The following is a 16,746-nucleotide window of genomic DNA, read 5'->3' on the forward strand; positions in this document are numbered from 1 at the left end:
ATGCCATCCCTGATCGACCGGGTCTGAACCACCAACCCTGATCGCCCTGCGCCAACTGTTGACTTAGCTTGAAAACAAGCCGTTAAGTGCTTGATGCATTTCAATAAAACCAACCTTCACAGGTGTTAATGATTGAAACAACGCAACCTTACTGATTTCTTACAGAAAGGTTTGTCACCGGTAGGATCGGATGAATCTCACGCCTCTACATCATCTGCAAGAAAACTGCAAAATCGGTATCCCGATGAATACTTGCAGCCTATTCAAAAATGACGGCCCCACAGCGATTCCGAAGGAAACCAACGACAGCGCGAGGTGTCATCGAACAGGCTCATTAACCAGTCAAATCAACGATTTATGGCGGCACGCGGGGCTCGACCCACATGGAATCGATCTTGTCAAACAGAGAAAAATATGAATACCTTCGATGACTCAAGAATTGATGTCAACATAACCACCGGAAGTATTAACCGGCGGCATCGAGCCACGTGCCCAAGCAGGACTGCAAGGCGGGATGCCAGGGACGATAAACCACGAAATGCAAAAAAATGCCGCCCGGCTCATCCTGGAGTAAATGAAAAAGTAAAGAAAAGGTATTCAGATCCGTTAAATACCCAGTAAAGGCAATACACCATAATCGATAAGTGATTACCCTTGAATTTGATCCTGAACCGTGCTCCAAGCCAACGACCATGCGCGACCACGGTGCATCCAGCCCGGTTCAAGACAAAAAAACCCGCCAAGAGGCGGGTAAAAAATCGAAAGGTGCCTGCTGCTCTATTGCTCTATAACAGCAGGGCAACCACGCCATCAACTGGCGGCACTGCCCAGGATCGACGCTTTCTGTGCGGCATATTCTTCTTCGGTGTACACGCCCACCACGTACAGATCCCTGGCCTTCTGCAGGCGATCGGCCACTTGCGGGCCCAGATGGTTGGTCGGCGCGACGAACACGGCGGGTTTGGGCGCGGCCGCCGGCGCGGCTTGCACGGCCGGCTTGGGTTTGGGCGGCGCCTTGACCTTGGGCGCGCTGCGTGCGGTCTTGTAGGCCCACAGCCAGCCGATCACCGTCCACCCGAGCAGCAGGTCGACGGCGGCGATGCGCGGCAGATCGGGATGCTTCTTGAGGGCGCCCTCGATGATGGGCAGCACATAGAAAAGTGCCGTGGCGAACAGGAAGCTGTCGGCCATCAGGCGGCCAAAAAAGCCCAGCGCAAGATAAGGCTGCAGCGCCGACGACCACGCCAGCACCAGCCACAGCCCTGCCAGGCCGGCTCGAAGGTAAGACATTCCACTACTCCCACGGTTTTACTTGGCCCCGATTGGAGCAAGCCACCCTTTCAGTTTACTTACACAAAACTGACTTTACGATCAAGTTTGTAGTACTTTAACATTCACAACGATCGAACATCGTCAAGAAAAATCCGCGAAACTGGAGCGCTCTCGCAACAGCGGCGGTGTGCGGCGCATCCCGGATGCTCGGTGTTCATCGTGTCTGCCACGGCGCTCAGCTTTTTTTATAGCGCCGCACGTGATTGCGCTGTCTGACAGAGAAATTACGATTAGCATGAACGATCCTGCACGGCGCGCAAGCGCAATTCCCTCCGCAGTTCCCGCCCCCCCACCCCGATACAACTGATCAAAGATCCGTAGCGCACCCACGCCATGCCGAGGTCCAAGAACCCATCGCAGCCGACCACGCTGGTGTGCGTGGTGCTGGCCATGGCATTCACGATCTTGAGCGCACTGGGGGTGCTGGCCCTGCAGATCAAGCTGACTCGCGAGCACGAGGACGAGGCGCTGGCCCACGCCACGCTGACGCAGCTCGACGACACCTTCGACCAAGCCACCCATGCCGTCGCGCTGGTGCAGCGCCTGCCGGCCAATGCCCCGTGCGACGAAAGCACGCTGGTGTTGTTGCGCGAGACCGTGGCCTCGCTGTCTCAACTGCAATCGCTCGGCTTGTTCCGGGGCAACACGGTGTATTGCTCCAGTCTCTATGGCGACCGCAGCACGGCTCTGCCGCCCGTGCAGCCGCCCGGCGGTCGCACCCTGGAGCTGGTCGACGCGGGCGCGCCGGGCAATCCATCGGGCCGCGCCAACCTCATGCTGCGCGACAGCACGGCGGCCAACGGCGTGGGTGTCATGGCCACCATCGACACCCAGCATCTGCGCGCGGCGCTGCATTCGGCCTATCCCGGCCCGCACCTGATCCTGCAGGTAGGCGATGCGACCCTCGACACGCAGGGAGCCGTCGTGCCGGCCAGCAGTCACCCCAAGAACATCCGGCAGGTGGCTTCGAGCCGCCACTCGGCCAGCGTGCTGCTGGCGCCCAGCCACGGCCTGTCCATCGGCAGTTGGAGCGCCTACTGGCCTTCGTATCTGTTCATCGCGGCGCTGAGCGTGCTGGTCGGGCTCATGGTGGGGCGGCTCACGCAGCGCCTCTACACCACGCGCCGGCTGGTCGAGGACGGCATGCGGCGCGACGAGTTCGTGCCTTACTTTCAGCCCGTGGTCTCGAGCACCGATGCCTCGGTGCTGGGGGTCGAGGTGCTGGTGCGCTGGCACACGGCGCGCGCCGGCGTGCTCAGCCCCGACCAGTTCATCCCGGCCGCCGAGCGCGAGGGCATGATCGTGCCGCTCACCCATCACCTGATGGAAAAGACCGGCGGCATGCTGGTGGCCAACATCGATCGCGTGCCGCGCGGCATGCAGGTCGCCTTCAACGTCTGTGCCGAGCACTTCTCGCTCGAAAGCCTGCTGCAGGATTGCCAGCGTTTTCTCGACCGCACCTCGGCACGCGGCCTGCAGTTGATGCTCGAGCTGACCGAGCGCCAGCCGATTGCCGAGGACGAGCAGACCGACCGCATCCTCAAGCGCCTGCGCGAAATGGGCGTCAAGCTGGCGATCGACGATTTCGGCACGGGCAATTCGAGCCTGGCCTACCTGCACCGCTTCAATTTCGACATCATCAAGATCGACCGCATGTTCGTCGGCATGGCGCGCCCGGACACGATCTCGCACCACATCATCGACAGCATCATCGACCTGGCGCTGAACATGAATTTCGAGATCGTGACCGAGGGCGTCGAAACCGAAGAGCAGGTGCGCTACCTGCGCCAGCAGGTGAAAGACCGCGGCAGCCTGCACATGCAGGGTTATCTGTTTGCGCGGCCGATGATGCTCGAAGACCTGATCGTCTGGCTGCGCCAGCGACGTGCCATCCCGGCCTGATATTTTTTGATACTTCCGTTTGCATGATGCAGTGCAGCACCGTGCCTCTACAATCGCCCGGCACGACATTTGTAGCAGCAGGAACCGATGATCCACACTGAATCCATAGGCTGGGCGCAAGCCGCATTCCTGGGCTTGCTCCAGGGCCTCACCGAATTCCTTCCCATTTCGTCCAGCGCGCATCTGCGCATCGTCGGCCCCTTGCTGCCGTCGGGTGGCGATCCGGGTGCCGCTTTCACGGCGATCACGCAGATCGGCACCGAGCTGGCGGTGCTGCTGTACTTCCGCAAAGACATCCTGCGCATCGCGCTGGCCTGGTTCGCCTCGTTCAACAACGCCGAGGCACGGCGCAATCCCGATGCGCGCATGGGCTGGCTGATCGTGCTGGGCTCCATCCCCATCGTGGTGCTGGGCCTGCTGTTCAAGGACATGATCGAGACCTCGCTGCGCAACCTGTACATCACGGCCGCCATGCTGATGCTGTTCGCGCTGGTGCTGGCCTGGGCCGATCGCGTGGGCGAGAAGAAACGCACGCTCGACCAGCTCACGCCCAAGCACGGCATCCTGTTCGGCCTGGCGCAGGCGATGGCACTGATCCCCGGCGTGTCGCGCTCGGGCGGCACCATCACCGCCGGCCTGCTGATGGGCTACACGCGTGAAGCCGCTGCGCGCTATTCGTTCCTGCTGGCGATTCCGGCGGTGATGGGCTCGGGCTTCTACCAGCTCTTCAAGAGCATGGGCGAGATCACGCCCGTGGCGCCCGGCCCCACCGCACTGGCCACGCTGATCGCATTCGTCTCGGGTTACGGCGTGATCGTCGCTTTCCTGAAGTTCGTCTCCAGCAAGAGCTACATGGTGTTTGTCGTGTACCGCCTGCTGCTGGGCGCACTGGTCTTCATCCTGCTGGGTGCGGGCCTGCTTTCGCCGCACTGATCACAAAACGAATCACGACACGGATCTCGGCACGGATCCCGGCACCGGCAGCCGCATTCAGGCGGCGGGATCGGCGCCCCGGCCGCGCCTTGACCGCAAGGCACTAAGGCAGGTTGTCCCTGAAGATCACCTGGCTGCGGGTGACCTCCACGCCCGACAGCAGATCGCGCTTGTCGCGCAGGTTGGCAAAGATCCGCACGCAGCTCATGAGCGTGGCCTGCGGGCTTTGGGTGATGACGGCATCCATGCTGCCGTCGATAAGCATGGCGCGGGTGTCGGGCGTGAGCCCATGGCCCACGAACACCACGGGCTGATCGCGGCCGCGTTCGCTCAGTGCGCGTGCCACGCCGTCGGCGGCGCCGCCGATGTTGTAGAGCCCGGCCAAGTCGCGGTACTGGTCCATCAGGGCACGGGTCTGGCGGTAGTTCTTGGCCGAATCGTCGTGGCCTTCGCGCAGGCCGACCACCGTGAGGTTGGGAAACATCTCCTGCATCACCTGCAGGAAGCCGGCTTCGCGCTCGTGGTGCGCGGCATAACGCAGGCTGCCGGCGATCAATGCCACCTTGCCTTCGCGCGCGCCGATGAAACGCCCGATCAGATAACCCGCCGTGCGGCCGGCGGCCCGGTTGTCGAGGCCGATGTAGGCCGCGCGCTGCGAATGGGCGATATCCGAAATGACCGTGAGCACCGGCACGCCGCGCTCGGCCAGCGTGGCGACGGCCTCGCGCACGGCCGGGTCCTCGAGCGCCATCATCACCAGCCCGTCGCTGCGTTTGCCATGGCGCAACAGGGCCTGCGCCAGTGCTTCGGGGTTGAAGCTGTCGACCCACTCGGTGCGGCACTTCACGTTGTACGGGGCCCATTGCCCCTGCGAATAGCCCACCATGTCGCCCAGCATGTTGATGAAACCGCTGGTGTCGCGCGGCAGCAGGAACGTCACCCGGGTGGGGGCGGGCGCCAGCATGGCGTAGAGGTCGGCTTCGGGCAGGTAGTTGAGCTCGGCGGCAGCCTTGAGCACACGCTGCACGGTGGCCTGGCGCACGCCCGCACGGCGATTGAGCACACGGTCGACCGTGGCGGTCGAGACGCCGGCCTGCGCGGCGACATCGGTGATTCCGGGCAGCAGGCGTGTCATGGGTGCAACGCCCATCGATCAAAATCCATCATAAAACCTGGTTGGTTGCATCAAGGCGCGAGGCTATCTTATCGGCCATCGCCGCGCCAGTGCCGCGCGGGAAAACCACAGGAGACAAGACATGACAGCATTCCAACCTCCCCGCGGCAACGCGCCCGGCCCGCAACTCGAGGGCCGGGTGGCGCTGGTCTTCGGCGCCGGCTCGGCAGGCGACGGCTGGGGCAACGGCAAGGCTTCGGCCGTGGCCTATGCCCGTGCAGGCGCGCGGGTGGTGGCGGTGGACGTCGACGGCGATGCCGCGGCGGTGACGCGGGACATCATTCGTGGCGAAGGGCTGGAGGCGATTTCGGTGGCCGCCGACGTGACCCGGCTGGCCGACGTGCAGCAGGCCGTGGGCCAGGCGCTGGCGGCCTTCGGCCGCATCGACGTGCTGCACAACAACGTGGGCATCACCTCGCAGGGCGGGCCCATCGAAACCACCGAAGACACCTGGGACCGCGTGATGACGGTCAACGCCAAGAGCATGTTCCTCACCTGCAAGTGCGTGCTGCCGGTGATGCTGGAACAAGGCTCGGGCGCGATCGTGAACATCGGCGCGCTGGGCGGCGTGCGGTGGACGGGTTACGCCTACTGTGCTTATGCCGCATCGAAAGGCGCGGTGAATTCGTTCACGCAGAGCGTGGCGCTGCAGTACGCCGCGCAGGGCATCCGCGCCAATTGCATCTTGCCCGGCGTGATGGACACGCCGCACATCTACAGCCAGATCTCGGGCTTCTACGCCAGCCCCGACGACATGGTCGCCGCACGCAACAAGCTCTCGCCCACCGGCCGCATGGGCGACGGCTGGGATGTCGCGAACGCGGCGGTTTTCCTGGCCTCGGACCAGGCCCGCTACATCAACGGCGTGGAGCTGCTGGTCGACGGCGGCCTGCACGCGCGCTGCAACTGACAAACATCAAAACACATCAAATTCGCGATTTGCCGCCACTGCGGCGTGGCAGTATCGTTGCCCCCAGCCGCCAGCATGAAGCGGCATGACCGGACCACAGAGACGGTCCTTACATAACCTGGAGACAAGACATGACCCGCATTCCCTCGCCCGGCGCTGGGCTCTCGCGTCGCACGCTGCTGCGTGGCGCATCCGCCCTGCCCCTTGCCGGTGCCGCCGGCTGGCCGCTGATCGCGCGTGCCGCCGCACCCGAGTACGTGTTCAAGTTCGGCAACAACCTGCCGGTGACCCACCCGCTGAACGTGCGGGCCCAGGAAGCCGCCGATCGCATCCTGGCCGAAAGCAACGGCCGCATGGAAGTGAAGGTCTTCCCGAACAACCAGTTGGGCGGCGACACCGACATGCTGGCCCAGGTGCGCAGCGGCGGCCTCGAGATGTTCAACCCCGGCACCATGGTGATCGCCACGCTGGCCCCCATCAGCGCGATCACGGCGGTGGGCTTTGCGTTCTCGAGCTACGACCAGGTCTGGACCGCCGTGGACGGGGCGCTGGGCAACAGCATTCGCGCCGCCTTCGCCAAGGTGGGCCTGCACACGATGGATCGCATGTGGGACAACGGTTTCCGCCAGATCACGACCAGCACGCGTCCGGTCACGGCCGCCACCGACCTGGGCGGCATGAAGATCCGCGTGCCAGTGAGCCCGATGGGCATCTCGATGTTCAAGTCGCTGTCGGCCTCGCCCGCCAGCCTGCAGTTCAGCGAGGTGTATTCGGCGCTGCAGACCAAGGTGGTCGACGCGCAGGAGAACCCGCTGGCCATCGTGCAGACGGCCAAGCTGTACGAAGTGCAGAAGTTCTGCTCGGTCACCAATCACAGCTGGGACGGCTACCACCTGGTGGTCAACGGCCGGGCCTGGCGCGGCCTGCCCGACGACCTCAAGACGATTTACTCGCGGGCCTTCAACGAAGCCGGCTTGCAGCAACGCGCAGACCTGCGCAAGCTCAACGAGACGCTGCGCGGCGACCTCTCGGCCAAGGGCATGACCTTCAACGACGCCAATCCGCAGAGCTTCCGCGACCAGTTGCGCAGCGCCGGCTACTACGCCGAGTGGAAGGGCAAGTTCGGCGATGAAGCCTGGGCTCTGCTCGAGTCCATGGTGGGCAAGGTGTCCTGATGCAGGCGGGCACCCTGCACCTGCAGCCCCCGCCGCGCGAGGGCTGGCGCGCGTGGCTCGATCCGCTGGAGCGGGGCCTGGGCTGGACGGTCGAATCCGTGGCCGCCGTGCTGGTCCTGGCCGAGATCATGCTGCTGCTGTCGGGCGTGGTGGCCCGCTACGTGTTCCACGCACCGCTGGTGTGGTCGGACGAACTGGCCTCGATCCTGTTCCTGTGGCTTTCCATGCTGGGTGCCGTGGTGGCGCTGCGGCGTGGCGAACACATGCGCATGACGGCCTTCGTCGCCAAGGCCACGCCGGCCCGCCGCGCCTTTCTGGATGTGCTGGCGGTGGCTGCGGCGCTGGGTTTTCTGCTGCTGATCGCCCACCCGGCTTTCGAGTACGCGTACGAAGAAGCCATCGTGGTCACGCCCGCGCTCGAGATCAGCAATGCCTGGCGCGCCTCGGCCCTGCCGGTGGGTGTGGGACTGATGCTGCTGTTCTGCCTGACCCGGCTGCTCGGCAGCACGGCTTCGCCCCGCACGGTGCTGGCCGCGCTGGCGACCGTGGGCGGCATCGCCCTGCTGCTGTGGCTGGCCGGTCCGTGGCTGATGCCGTTGGGCAAGCTCAACCTGATCGTGTTTTTTGTGATCGTGGTGGGGGGCTGCGTATTCGCAGGCGTGCCGATCGCGTTTTCGTTTGCGCTGGCGACCTTCGGTTTTCTGGCGCTCACCACCCGCACGCCCATGATCGTGATGGTGGGGCGCATGGACGAAGGCATGTCGCACCTGATCCTGCTGGCGATTCCGCTGTTCGTTTTTCTGGGTCTGCTGATCGAGATGACGGGCATGGCGCGCGCCATGGTGCAGTTCCTGGCCAGTCTGCTGGGACATGTGCGCGGCGGGCTGAACTATGTGCTGATCGGCGGCATGTACCTGGTGTCGGGCATCTCGGGCTCGAAGGCGGCGGACATGGCGGCCATCGCCCCCGTGCTGTTCCCCGAGATGAAGAAACGCGGGGCCAAACCGGGGGATCTGGTGGCGCTGCTGTCGACCACCGGGGCGCAGACCGAGACGATTCCGCCTTCCATCGTGCTGATCACGATCGGTTCGGTGACGGGCGTGTCGATCGCCGCGCTGTTCACCGGCGGGCTGCTGCCCGGCCTGGTGCTGGGTCTGGCCCTGTGCGCCGTGGTGTGGTGGCGCTACCGCCACGAAGACCTGAGCGCGGTGGAGCGTCCCAACCTGCACACCATCCTGCGCTCGCTGGTCTATGCCCTGCCGGCCGTCGCCCTGCCCTTCGTGATCCGCGCGGCAGTGGTCGAGGGCGTGGCCACGGCCACCGAGGTCTCGACCATCGGCATCGCCTATTCGGTGCTGGCCGGCCTGCTCATCTACCGGCAGTTCGACCTGCAGCGCCTGCCGCGCATGCTGGTCGAGACGGCCACGCTGTCGGGTGCCATCGTTTTCATCATCGGTGCAGCCACGGCCATGGCCTGGGGCCTCACGCAATCGGGTTTCGCCACCGACCTGGCTCAGGCCATGGAAAGCATGCCCGGCGGCAAGTGGGCTTTCATGGCGGTGTCGCTGGTGGCTTTCGTGATCCTGGGCAGCGTGCTCGAGGGCATTCCGGCGATCGTGCTGTTCGGGCCGCTGATGTTCCCGATCGCACGCGCCGTCGGCATCCACGAGGTGCAGTACGCCATGGTGGTGATCCTGGCCATGGGCGTGGGCCTGTTCGCGCCGCCTTTCGGGGTGGGCTATTACGCGGCCTGCGCGATCGGCAAGGTCGATCCGGCCGAAGGCATGCAGCCGATCTGGGGCTACATGGCAGCCCTGCTGGTGGGCCTGCTGCTGGTGGCGGCGATTCCGTGGATCTCCATCGGTTTCCTGTAGGGCGGGCCGGGGCCGCCGAAGGCCCCGCCCCTGCGGCCTGATCGCGACGGCCGCTGTCGTTCTTGTTTTTTGTTTGTGTTTTTTCTCAACGCGCCCGTCCGCGGGGATGGGTGCGTCAACTTCAAGGCATGGGATTCTTTATGAGCCGTTTTCTGGGCGAGATCCGCCAACTGGGCTATGTCGTGCACGACATCGAGGCCGCCATGGACTACTGGAGCCGCACGCTGGGCGTGGGCCCCTGGTACTACAACCCGCAGGTGCCCATCGTCAACTACCGCTACGACGGCGAGGCCTACACGCCCCACAACTCGGTGGCGCTGGCCAACTCGGGTTACGTGCAGGTCGAGCTGATCCAGACGCGCAACGACGTGCCCTCGATGTACCGCGACTTTCTGCGCGCCGGCCACACCGGCCTGCAGCACGTGGCCTACTGGACCAGCGACTACGACGCCGACCTCGAGCGCCTGCTGGCCCAGGGCTTCCAACCCAAGATGAGCGGTGAAGTGGGCGAGCGCGGCCGCTTCATCTACTTCGACACCGAGTACCACCCCGGCACGGTGATCGAGCTCTCGGAAGTGGCCGGCCCCAAGGGCAAGCTGTTCGACCTGATCCGCCACAGCTCGGAAGGCTGGGACGGCAGCGATCCGGTCCGCCCCTTCCCCGATCTGCGCACGCTGTGAGCCTTGCACCAACCATGACTTCAGACACGATACACGCGAGTTACCTGATCGAGACCCCGCTGGATCCGGCCCGGGTGGCCGAGGTGATGGCGGGCGAACAATCGTGCGGCACCTTCACGCGGGTGCACGGCGAGACCGACGAGCTGCGCGCCCGCGCCCGCGCCCAGGTCGAATCCATCGAAGAGCTGCCGCCCGCCGCGCAGCCCAGCCTGCCCAACGCCTGGCTCGACCGCCAGGGCATCCGTCCGCCGGGCGGCTGGCGGCGCGCCCGCATCCGCATCGCTTTTCCGGCCGACAACATCGGGGCCAATCTGCCCACGCTGGCCTCGACCGTGAGCGGCAACCTCTACGACCTGGGCGAAGTCACCGGCATGCGCCTGGAGACGCTGGCCTTCGGCGGCCATTACCGTGCGCGGTTCGATCTGCCCGCAGTGGGCATCGCCGGCACCCGGGCCTTGACCGGCGTGCCGCAGGGCGCGCTGGTGGGCACGATCATCAAGCCGAACGTGGGCCTGACGGCACAGCAGACGGCCGCGCTGGTCGACCAGCTGTGCGCGGCGGGCGTGGATTTCATCAAGGACGACGAGGTCTGCGCCAACCCGGTGCATGCCCCGCTGGCCGAGCGTGTACCGGCGGTGATGAAGGTGGTGCGTGCGCACCGCGAGCGCACGGGCCGGCAGGTGATGGTGGCGTTCAACATCAGCGACGAGACCGATGCCATGCTGCGCCATGCCGAGCTGGTCGAACGCGAAGGCGGAAGCTGTGTGATGGCGAGCTTGAACTGGTGCGGTTTTTCGGCCATCCAGACACTGCGCCGCCGCACGCCGCTGGCGCTGCACGGCCATCGCAACGGCTATGGCGCCCTGTCGCGCCATCCGTGGCTGGGCATGGGTTTTCAAGCCTATCAGGCGCTGTGGCGGCTGGCCGGCGTCGACCACATGCATGTGCACGGGCTGCAGGGCAAGTTCTCGCAGGAAGACAGCGAAGTGGTGCAGTCGGCACACGACTGCCTGAAGCCGCTGTCGCCGGGGATCGACGACGCCGTGATGCCGGCACTGTCGTCCGGCCAGTGGGCCGGCACCGTGCCCGCGACCTGGTCGGCGCTGGCGCATGACGACGTGCTGTTCATGTCGGGCGGCGGCATTCTCGCCCACCCCGACGGCCCTGCCGCCGGCGTGCGCAGCATCCGCCAGGCCTGGCAGGCCGCACGGGGCGGACAGACCCTGGAAGACGCCGCACGCCAGGCACCCGAGCTGCGGCGTGCGCTGGATTTCTTTGGCAAGGCAGGCTGAGATGACGACGCCGCTGGTCGCCTGGTACGGCGACGATTTCACCGGTGCGACCGATACGCTGGCCGTCGTGGCCCGAGCCGGCTGGCGCAGCATGCTGTTCATGGGCGTGCCCACGCCCGAGCAACTGGCGGCGGCCGGGCCGCTCGACGCCATCGGCATCGCTGGCGCGGCACGCGGCATGGCGCCCGGCCCCATGGCCGAGGAACTGCGCACCGCGGGCCGCTTTCTGGTCGGCACGGGTGCACGCGTGCTGCACTACAAGTGTTGTTCGACATTCGACAGCGCCCCCCACGTGGGCAATATCGCGGTCGCGATCCAGACCTTGCGCGACTTGCTGCCGCCGGGCCTGGTTCCCATCGTGGGAGGCCAGCCGGGCATCGGCCGCTATTGCAGCTTTGCCCAGTTGTTCGCTCGCGCGGGCGGCTCGCCCGAGATCTACCGCATCGACCGCCATCCGGTGATGAGCCACCACCCCGTGACACCGATGCACGAAGCGGATCTGCGCCTGCACCTGCAGGCCCAGGGGCTGGCCGGCGTGGGCAGCCTGCCGCATACGGCTTATCCCACCGGGGCGTCCGCCTCTTCCTCCTCTTGCGCCGCTACGGCGGCGGGGGCAGCGGCGGCCGGTGACGTCTTGCGCTGGCTGGACCAGACCCTGGCCCGGCACGGCGGGCAACCTCTGCTGCTGGATGTGACCGACGAGGCTCAATTGCCCCTGCTGGGCCGACTGATGTGGCTCGCGGCCCGGCAAGCGCCCTTGTTGGCGGTCGGCCCCAGCAGCGTGCAGCAGGCTCTGGCGCTGGCCTGGGCGGCCGACAGCGGCGATCGGCCCGGCCACGCGGATGCCCGTGACGGCCTGCCCGCCGTTGTGCCGCCGGCGCCGCTGGGCCCGGCGCAAGGGCCGGTGCTGGTCTTTGCCGGCAGCCTGTCGCCCGTGACGGCCCGCCAGGTGGCGCACTGCCGACTGTTCGAACGCCAGCCCCTGGCCGTGCAGCGCCTGCTGCACGAGCCCGGCTATGCCCAGGCCAGCCTGGAGCGGGCGACCCGGGCGCTGGCCGAAGGCCGTCATGTGCTGGTGCACACCGACCGGCCCGAAGCACCGGTCGAGTCGACCGGCAACGCCGGCACCACGGCCGTGGCCGCCGCCACCGGCCAATTCGTGGCCGCGCTGATCCGGGCCTGTGCGGCTGCGGGCCGGCGTCTGGGCCGGGTGGGCATCGCCGGCGGCGACACGTCCAGCCAAGCCACTTTGGCCCTCGGTATTTCAGGCCTGACGTTTCGTAACACTCTAGCGCCCGGCGTAACAGTGAGCCTGACTCACAGCGCCGATTCCATTACTGGGAATATTGAATGGATGCTGAAAGGGGGACAGATGGGAGGCGACACATTATTCGACGATTGGGTCGAAGGACGTTGCAGGGTTTAAGACATAAATCCCTCAAATAACCTGAATCAAACCCTTCGTCAACGGGTATTGAAACCCCATTGATGGAGTAATTGGAAACAATCGAAACGATGTTTTCCATGACCTCCGTAATCGAGGCGTGCAGGGTCGCCCATGGGCAAAGGCAAACGACCGCGCCGCCAGTTGGAAGGCAGACGGTCGACGCGTGGATGCAGAGTGGACGGGCCGCCACGCGGCCACGCGCAAGGGTGCCGACGGGTTTGAATCGACACCCTGGCACGGACACGCACAGCCGAGCCGAGCCGGCGTGCGAGATCAGGCGTGGAGAAGTTCAGATGCGGCCAGGGCGGCGTGAAGCAGCCGACCGCAGGGCCGGCTCAGGGAGCGCTGGTGCTCTCTGCGGCGCTCGCTTGCCACCAGGGCAGCGTCTTCAGTTCGTCGGGGCTGAGATGCCCGTCGGACTTGCGCTTGGCGCGCGGTTTACGGTACTCGAGCCAGAAATCGGCCAGTTTGTGCTGCTCGTTGCCCTGGAAAAACGCCAACGAGTCTTGGAGCACCTGTCGATTGTGGTCATTGTCCGGAATCCAGCGGCCATGACTGTGTGTTTTGCGGTCATCGGACTTGCGGCCCCATGCCATTCGAATTTTTGGCATTACTCTTCCTCTATGTCTGTGAATTCACTGCAGCAATGAGTCTCCTAGCCTTTATCGTGCAATGCTCAGGCCTTATCGTTGGTCTGTTTTGAATCCAGCTGACCGCATTCTTCCAATGTCCATAGAAATTGTCTATGACTACAAAACGCATACTTCGGTTGTAGCTAGGCTTCTAAACCGAAGACCGAATGCACGCTGCCTCCCGGTCTGTCAGGGGTTTAGTTTACTCCGTTACGTTACAAACGCAAGGAATGAACGTAACGTCGCGCGCCGGCACATCTCCAGACACCGCTGTAATCTTGCTGACTTAATGGGGTTCTGGTTTAGCAGCGGCCGGAACGCCGGGCAAACCCGGGCGCTCGGCCTCGGTACTCGGGGCGAGTACGGGCAGCACACGGAAGGGTGGTAAGGCGTTGGGCGAGGCATGGCGGGCTGCATCGTCCAGCGCCCGGTTGCGGCGGGCGCGACGCGAACTCACGCACAGCTGCGCCAGGGCCTGGGCCAGGCTGCCGACGGCGTAGCACACCAGCAGCGCGGTGAGCGCATTGGCCCAGGCGGCCTTGGGCGCGAACCAATGGAAGGCAATGAACACCAAGCCGGTGATCAGCATGATGGCCAGACCGGCCAACACTCTGAACAGATGCTGCATATTCAAGCTCCTTCTTGCCTGCTGCGAGGCTTTCGTACGCCAGATCACGACGACGCCAGCACGTGTGCCCAAGGCATCACGCAGGGCCGGTGACTGATGCAGTGTGAGCCCTGGGCTTGACCCTGGCGATCAGGACTGAACCGGTCCTTTTGTAGGACATGAAGTTATCCCCAAAAACTGGGGGCAAGTCGGCGTCGATTTCGCGATTTCTCTAGTATTTCCGGGCACTTTCCCGGCCTGCCTTCGAATTAAGCAGGCCCTGGGGGATCTCCTCGGGCGTCGTTCGGATGCCAATCCGTTAACACCTTGCGGCCAGCAGGCACGGCGTCAGGCTGCTACATTCGATGCACACACAACAATGAGCCGCACGTCGTCGGCTCCAAGAATTCCCGCCCTGCCCCGCTGGCAGGCGACGTGGCGCCTCCGGCCGCCGCGCCGAGTTTGAACCTCACACCCGTTCGTCAAACTGGAGAATACGCAATGACTCGATTGAGCAGACTGGCCTTGGCCTGCGCGGCCTGCGTGCTGTCGCTGAACACCGCCCTGGCACAGACCCCGTCCGCCGCCCCGGCCACGCCGCCGGAGGCTGCGACCCCCGAATACGTGCCCAAGCAGGGCCAGCAGGGCAAGGATGTGATCTGGGTGCCCACGCAGCAGGCGCTGATCGACCGCATGCTGGAGATGGCCGGCTTGACCGAGCAGGACTACCTGGTCGACCTCGGTTCGGGCGACGGCCGTACCGTCATCACCGCAGCCAAGCGCGGGGCACGCGCCCATGGCATCGAATACAACGCCGATCTGGTGGCGCTTTCGCAGCGCACCGCTCGTGCAGAAGGCGTGAGCGACAAGGCGACCTTCGAGAAGGCGGATATCTTTGCCTCGGATTTCTCGAAGGCCACGGTGGTGACGCTGTTTCTGCTGCCCGAGCTGAACATCAAGCTGCGCCCGATCCTGCTGGACATGGCACCCGGAACCCGGGTGGTGTCGAACTCGTTCACCATGGACGAGTGGGAACCCGACCAGAGCGCGGGCGGCGGGCCGGAATGCTCGAGCTACTACTGCCAGGCCCATGCCTGGGTGGTACCCGCCAAGCTGCACGGCAACTGGCGGCTGGCCAACGGCGAACTGCGCCTCGAGCAGACCTACCAAAAGCTCGAGGGCACGCTGCTGCGCGACGGCCAGCAGCATGCCTTGAGCGAGGCCCGCATCGACGGCCGCAAGGTCGCCTTCACGGCCGGCGGCCAGCGCTACGAGGGCGAACTGCGCGACGGCCGCCTGGTCGGGCGTGTGGATGGCGGCGGCGAGTGGTCGGCCCAGCGCGCCTCATGACCGTATCCTGAGCGCCTTCGGAGCACCGTGCGCGGTGCTCAGTGGAACTGCTCTTCCTCGGTCGAGCCGGTGAGCGCGGTCACGCTCGACTTGCCGCCCTGGATGACGGTGGTGACGTCGTCGAAGTAACCCGTGCCGACTTCCTGCTGATGCGACACGAAGGTGTAGCCGCGTTCGCGTGCGGCGAACTCGGGCTCCTGCACCTTTTCGACATACGCCGACATGCCGCGGCGGGCGTAGTCCTGCGACAGATCGAACATGTTGAACCACATCGAATGGATGCCGGCCAGCGTGATGAACTGGTACTTGTAGCCCATGGCGCCCAGCTCGCGCTGGAACTTGGCAATGGTGGCGTCGTCGAGGTTCTTGCGCCAGTTGAAGCTGGGCGAGCAGTTGTACGCCAGCATCTTGCCCGGGTGCACCTTGTGCACGGCTTCGGCAAAGCGGCGGGCGAACTCGAGGTCGGGGGTACCGGTTTCGCACCACACCAGATCGGCGTAGTCGGCATAGGCGACGGCACGCGAGATGGCCTGGTCGATGCCCTTGCGGGTCTTGTAGAAACCTTCGGCCGTGCGTTCGCCGGTGAGGAAGGGCTTGTCGTTTTCGTCGACATCGCTGGTGACGAGATCGGCCGCCTCGGCATCGGTGCGGGCGATGACGAGCGTGGGCACGCCGTAGACATCGGCCGCCATGCGGGCGGCGATGAGTTTCTGCACGGCTTCTTGCGTCGGCACCAGCACCTTGCCGCCCATGTGGCCGCACTTCTTGACCGAAGCGAGCTGATCCTCGAAATGCACGCCGCCGGCGCCTGCGCGGATCATGGCCTTCATCAGTTCGAAGGCATTGAGCACGCCGCCGAAACCGGCTTCGGCATCGGCCACGATGGGGGCGAAATAATCGGTGTAGCCGGCATCGCCGGGGCCGACGTTTCTCGACCACTGGATCTCGTCGGCACGGCGGAAGGCGTTGTTGATGCGCTCGACCACCTTGGGCACCGAATCCACCGGATAAAGGGACTGGTCGGGGTACATCGAGGCATAGCCGTTGTTGTCGGCAGCGACCTGCCAGCCCGACAGGTAGATGGCCTTGATGCCGGCCTTGACCTGCTGCACGGCCTGGCCGCCCGTCAGCGCACCGAGGCAGTTGACGAAGTCCTCTTTGTTGACGAGCTCCCAGAGCCTTTCGGCACCGCGGCGGGCCAGGGTGTATTCGATCGGAAAGGATCCGCGCAGGCGGACCACGTCGGCGGCGCTGTAGCCGCGCTGGATGCCTTTCCAACGGGGGTTGTCGGCCCAGTCCTGCTGCAGGGCGGCGATCTGCTGGTCACGCGTGAGGTTCTTCATGCTGTTGCTCCAAGGGGGTGTGGTTGACAGTGCAGGCTTTGAAATCGCCTGTCCTTGGAAACAACTTTAAAAGACCCTCGCTGTCGCCGATCAGT

The 16,746-nt window shown here is 65.0% G+C and carries 14 protein-coding genes; 9 read left to right on the plus strand and 5 right to left on the minus strand.

The window, feature by feature from the left end:
- Window positions 1-810 precede the first annotated feature (810 nt).
- Entirely contained in the window at window positions 811-1,290 is a 480-nt protein-coding gene (locus EC845_RS17660) for a superinfection immunity protein (protein WP_123299440.1), read from the minus strand.
- Window positions 1,291-1,665: 375 nt separating this feature from the next.
- On the opposite strand from EC845_RS17660, the gene EC845_RS17665 reads away from it, so the two are divergent.
- Entirely contained in the window at window positions 1,666-3,234 is a 1,569-nt protein-coding gene (locus tag EC845_RS17665; RefSeq protein WP_123299441.1) for an EAL domain-containing protein, read from the plus strand.
- Between the two features lie 87 nt (window positions 3,235-3,321).
- Window positions 3,322-4,167, plus strand: coding sequence for an undecaprenyl-diphosphate phosphatase (locus EC845_RS17670; protein WP_123299442.1), 846 nt, complete (start codon window positions 3,322-3,324; stop codon window positions 4,165-4,167).
- A 103-nt stretch (window positions 4,168-4,270) separates the two neighbouring features.
- On the opposite strand, the gene EC845_RS17675 is transcribed toward EC845_RS17670, so the two are convergent.
- Window positions 4,271-5,302: a LacI family DNA-binding transcriptional regulator gene (locus tag EC845_RS17675; RefSeq protein WP_123299540.1), complete on the minus strand. Its 1,032-nt coding sequence runs from the start codon at window positions 5,300-5,302 to the stop codon at window positions 4,271-4,273.
- 121 nt (window positions 5,303-5,423) lie between these two features.
- On the opposite strand from EC845_RS17675, the gene EC845_RS17680 reads away from it, so the two are divergent.
- The 6 genes from EC845_RS17680 to EC845_RS17705 all read left to right on the plus strand — a co-directional run bounded on the left by EC845_RS17680 (window position 5,424) and on the right by EC845_RS17705 (window position 12,698).
- Window positions 5,424-6,251: an SDR family NAD(P)-dependent oxidoreductase gene (locus EC845_RS17680; protein WP_123299443.1), complete on the plus strand. Its 828-nt coding sequence runs from the start codon at window positions 5,424-5,426 to the stop codon at window positions 6,249-6,251.
- A 131-nt stretch (window positions 6,252-6,382) separates the two neighbouring features.
- Window positions 6,383-7,426: a TRAP transporter substrate-binding protein gene (locus EC845_RS17685; RefSeq protein ID WP_123299444.1), complete on the plus strand. Its 1,044-nt coding sequence runs from the start codon at window positions 6,383-6,385 to the stop codon at window positions 7,424-7,426.
- Window positions 7,426-9,300, plus strand: coding sequence for a TRAP transporter large permease subunit (locus EC845_RS17690; RefSeq protein ID WP_123299445.1), 1,875 nt, complete (start codon window positions 7,426-7,428; stop codon window positions 9,298-9,300). The genes EC845_RS17685 and EC845_RS17690 overlap by 1 nt, the downstream gene beginning before the upstream one ends.
- 140 nt (window positions 9,301-9,440) lie before the next feature.
- Window positions 9,441-9,980, plus strand: a complete 540-nt coding sequence (locus EC845_RS17695) for a VOC family protein (protein ID WP_123299446.1) — start codon at window positions 9,441-9,443, stop codon at window positions 9,978-9,980.
- Window positions 9,981-9,994: 14 nt separating this feature from the next.
- A complete protein-coding gene (locus tag EC845_RS17700; RefSeq protein WP_123299447.1) occupies window positions 9,995-11,272 on the plus strand; it encodes a ribulose-bisphosphate carboxylase large subunit family protein in 1,278 nt (425 codons plus the stop codon).
- A gap of 1 nt (window position 11,273) precedes the next feature.
- Complete coding sequence (locus EC845_RS17705; RefSeq protein ID WP_123299448.1) at window positions 11,274-12,698, plus strand: four-carbon acid sugar kinase family protein; 1,425 nt, start codon at window positions 11,274-11,276, stop codon at window positions 12,696-12,698.
- A gap of 356 nt (window positions 12,699-13,054) precedes the next feature.
- Here the strand turns inward: EC845_RS17705 and EC845_RS17710 are convergent, their stop codons facing one another.
- Together EC845_RS17710 and EC845_RS17715 are read right to left on the minus strand one after the other, a co-directional pair.
- Window positions 13,055-13,330, minus strand: a complete 276-nt coding sequence (locus EC845_RS17710; protein WP_148077339.1) for a hypothetical protein — start codon at window positions 13,328-13,330, stop codon at window positions 13,055-13,057.
- 307 nt (window positions 13,331-13,637) lie between these two features.
- Window positions 13,638-13,979 (minus strand): hypothetical protein, encoded by a 342-nt coding sequence (locus tag EC845_RS17715; protein ID WP_123299450.1) that lies wholly within the window; start codon window positions 13,977-13,979, stop codon window positions 13,638-13,640.
- Between the two features lie 480 nt (window positions 13,980-14,459).
- On the opposite strand from EC845_RS17715, the gene EC845_RS17720 reads away from it, so the two are divergent.
- Window positions 14,460-15,308, plus strand: a complete 849-nt coding sequence (locus EC845_RS17720) for a cyclopropane-fatty-acyl-phospholipid synthase family protein (RefSeq protein ID WP_123299451.1) — start codon at window positions 14,460-14,462, stop codon at window positions 15,306-15,308.
- 38 nt (window positions 15,309-15,346) lie between these two features.
- Here the strand turns inward: EC845_RS17720 and aceA are convergent, their stop codons facing one another.
- Window positions 15,347-16,651 carry an isocitrate lyase gene (gene aceA, locus EC845_RS17725; RefSeq protein ID WP_123299452.1) on the minus strand — a complete coding sequence of 435 codons (1,305 nt, stop codon included), beginning with the start codon at window positions 16,649-16,651 and terminating at the stop codon, window positions 15,347-15,349.
- Between the last annotated feature and the right edge of the window lie 95 nt (window positions 16,652-16,746).

Source organism: Comamonas sp. BIGb0124, assembly GCF_003752175.1.
Classification (GTDB): Bacteria; Pseudomonadota; Gammaproteobacteria; order Burkholderiales; family Burkholderiaceae_C; genus Comamonas_F.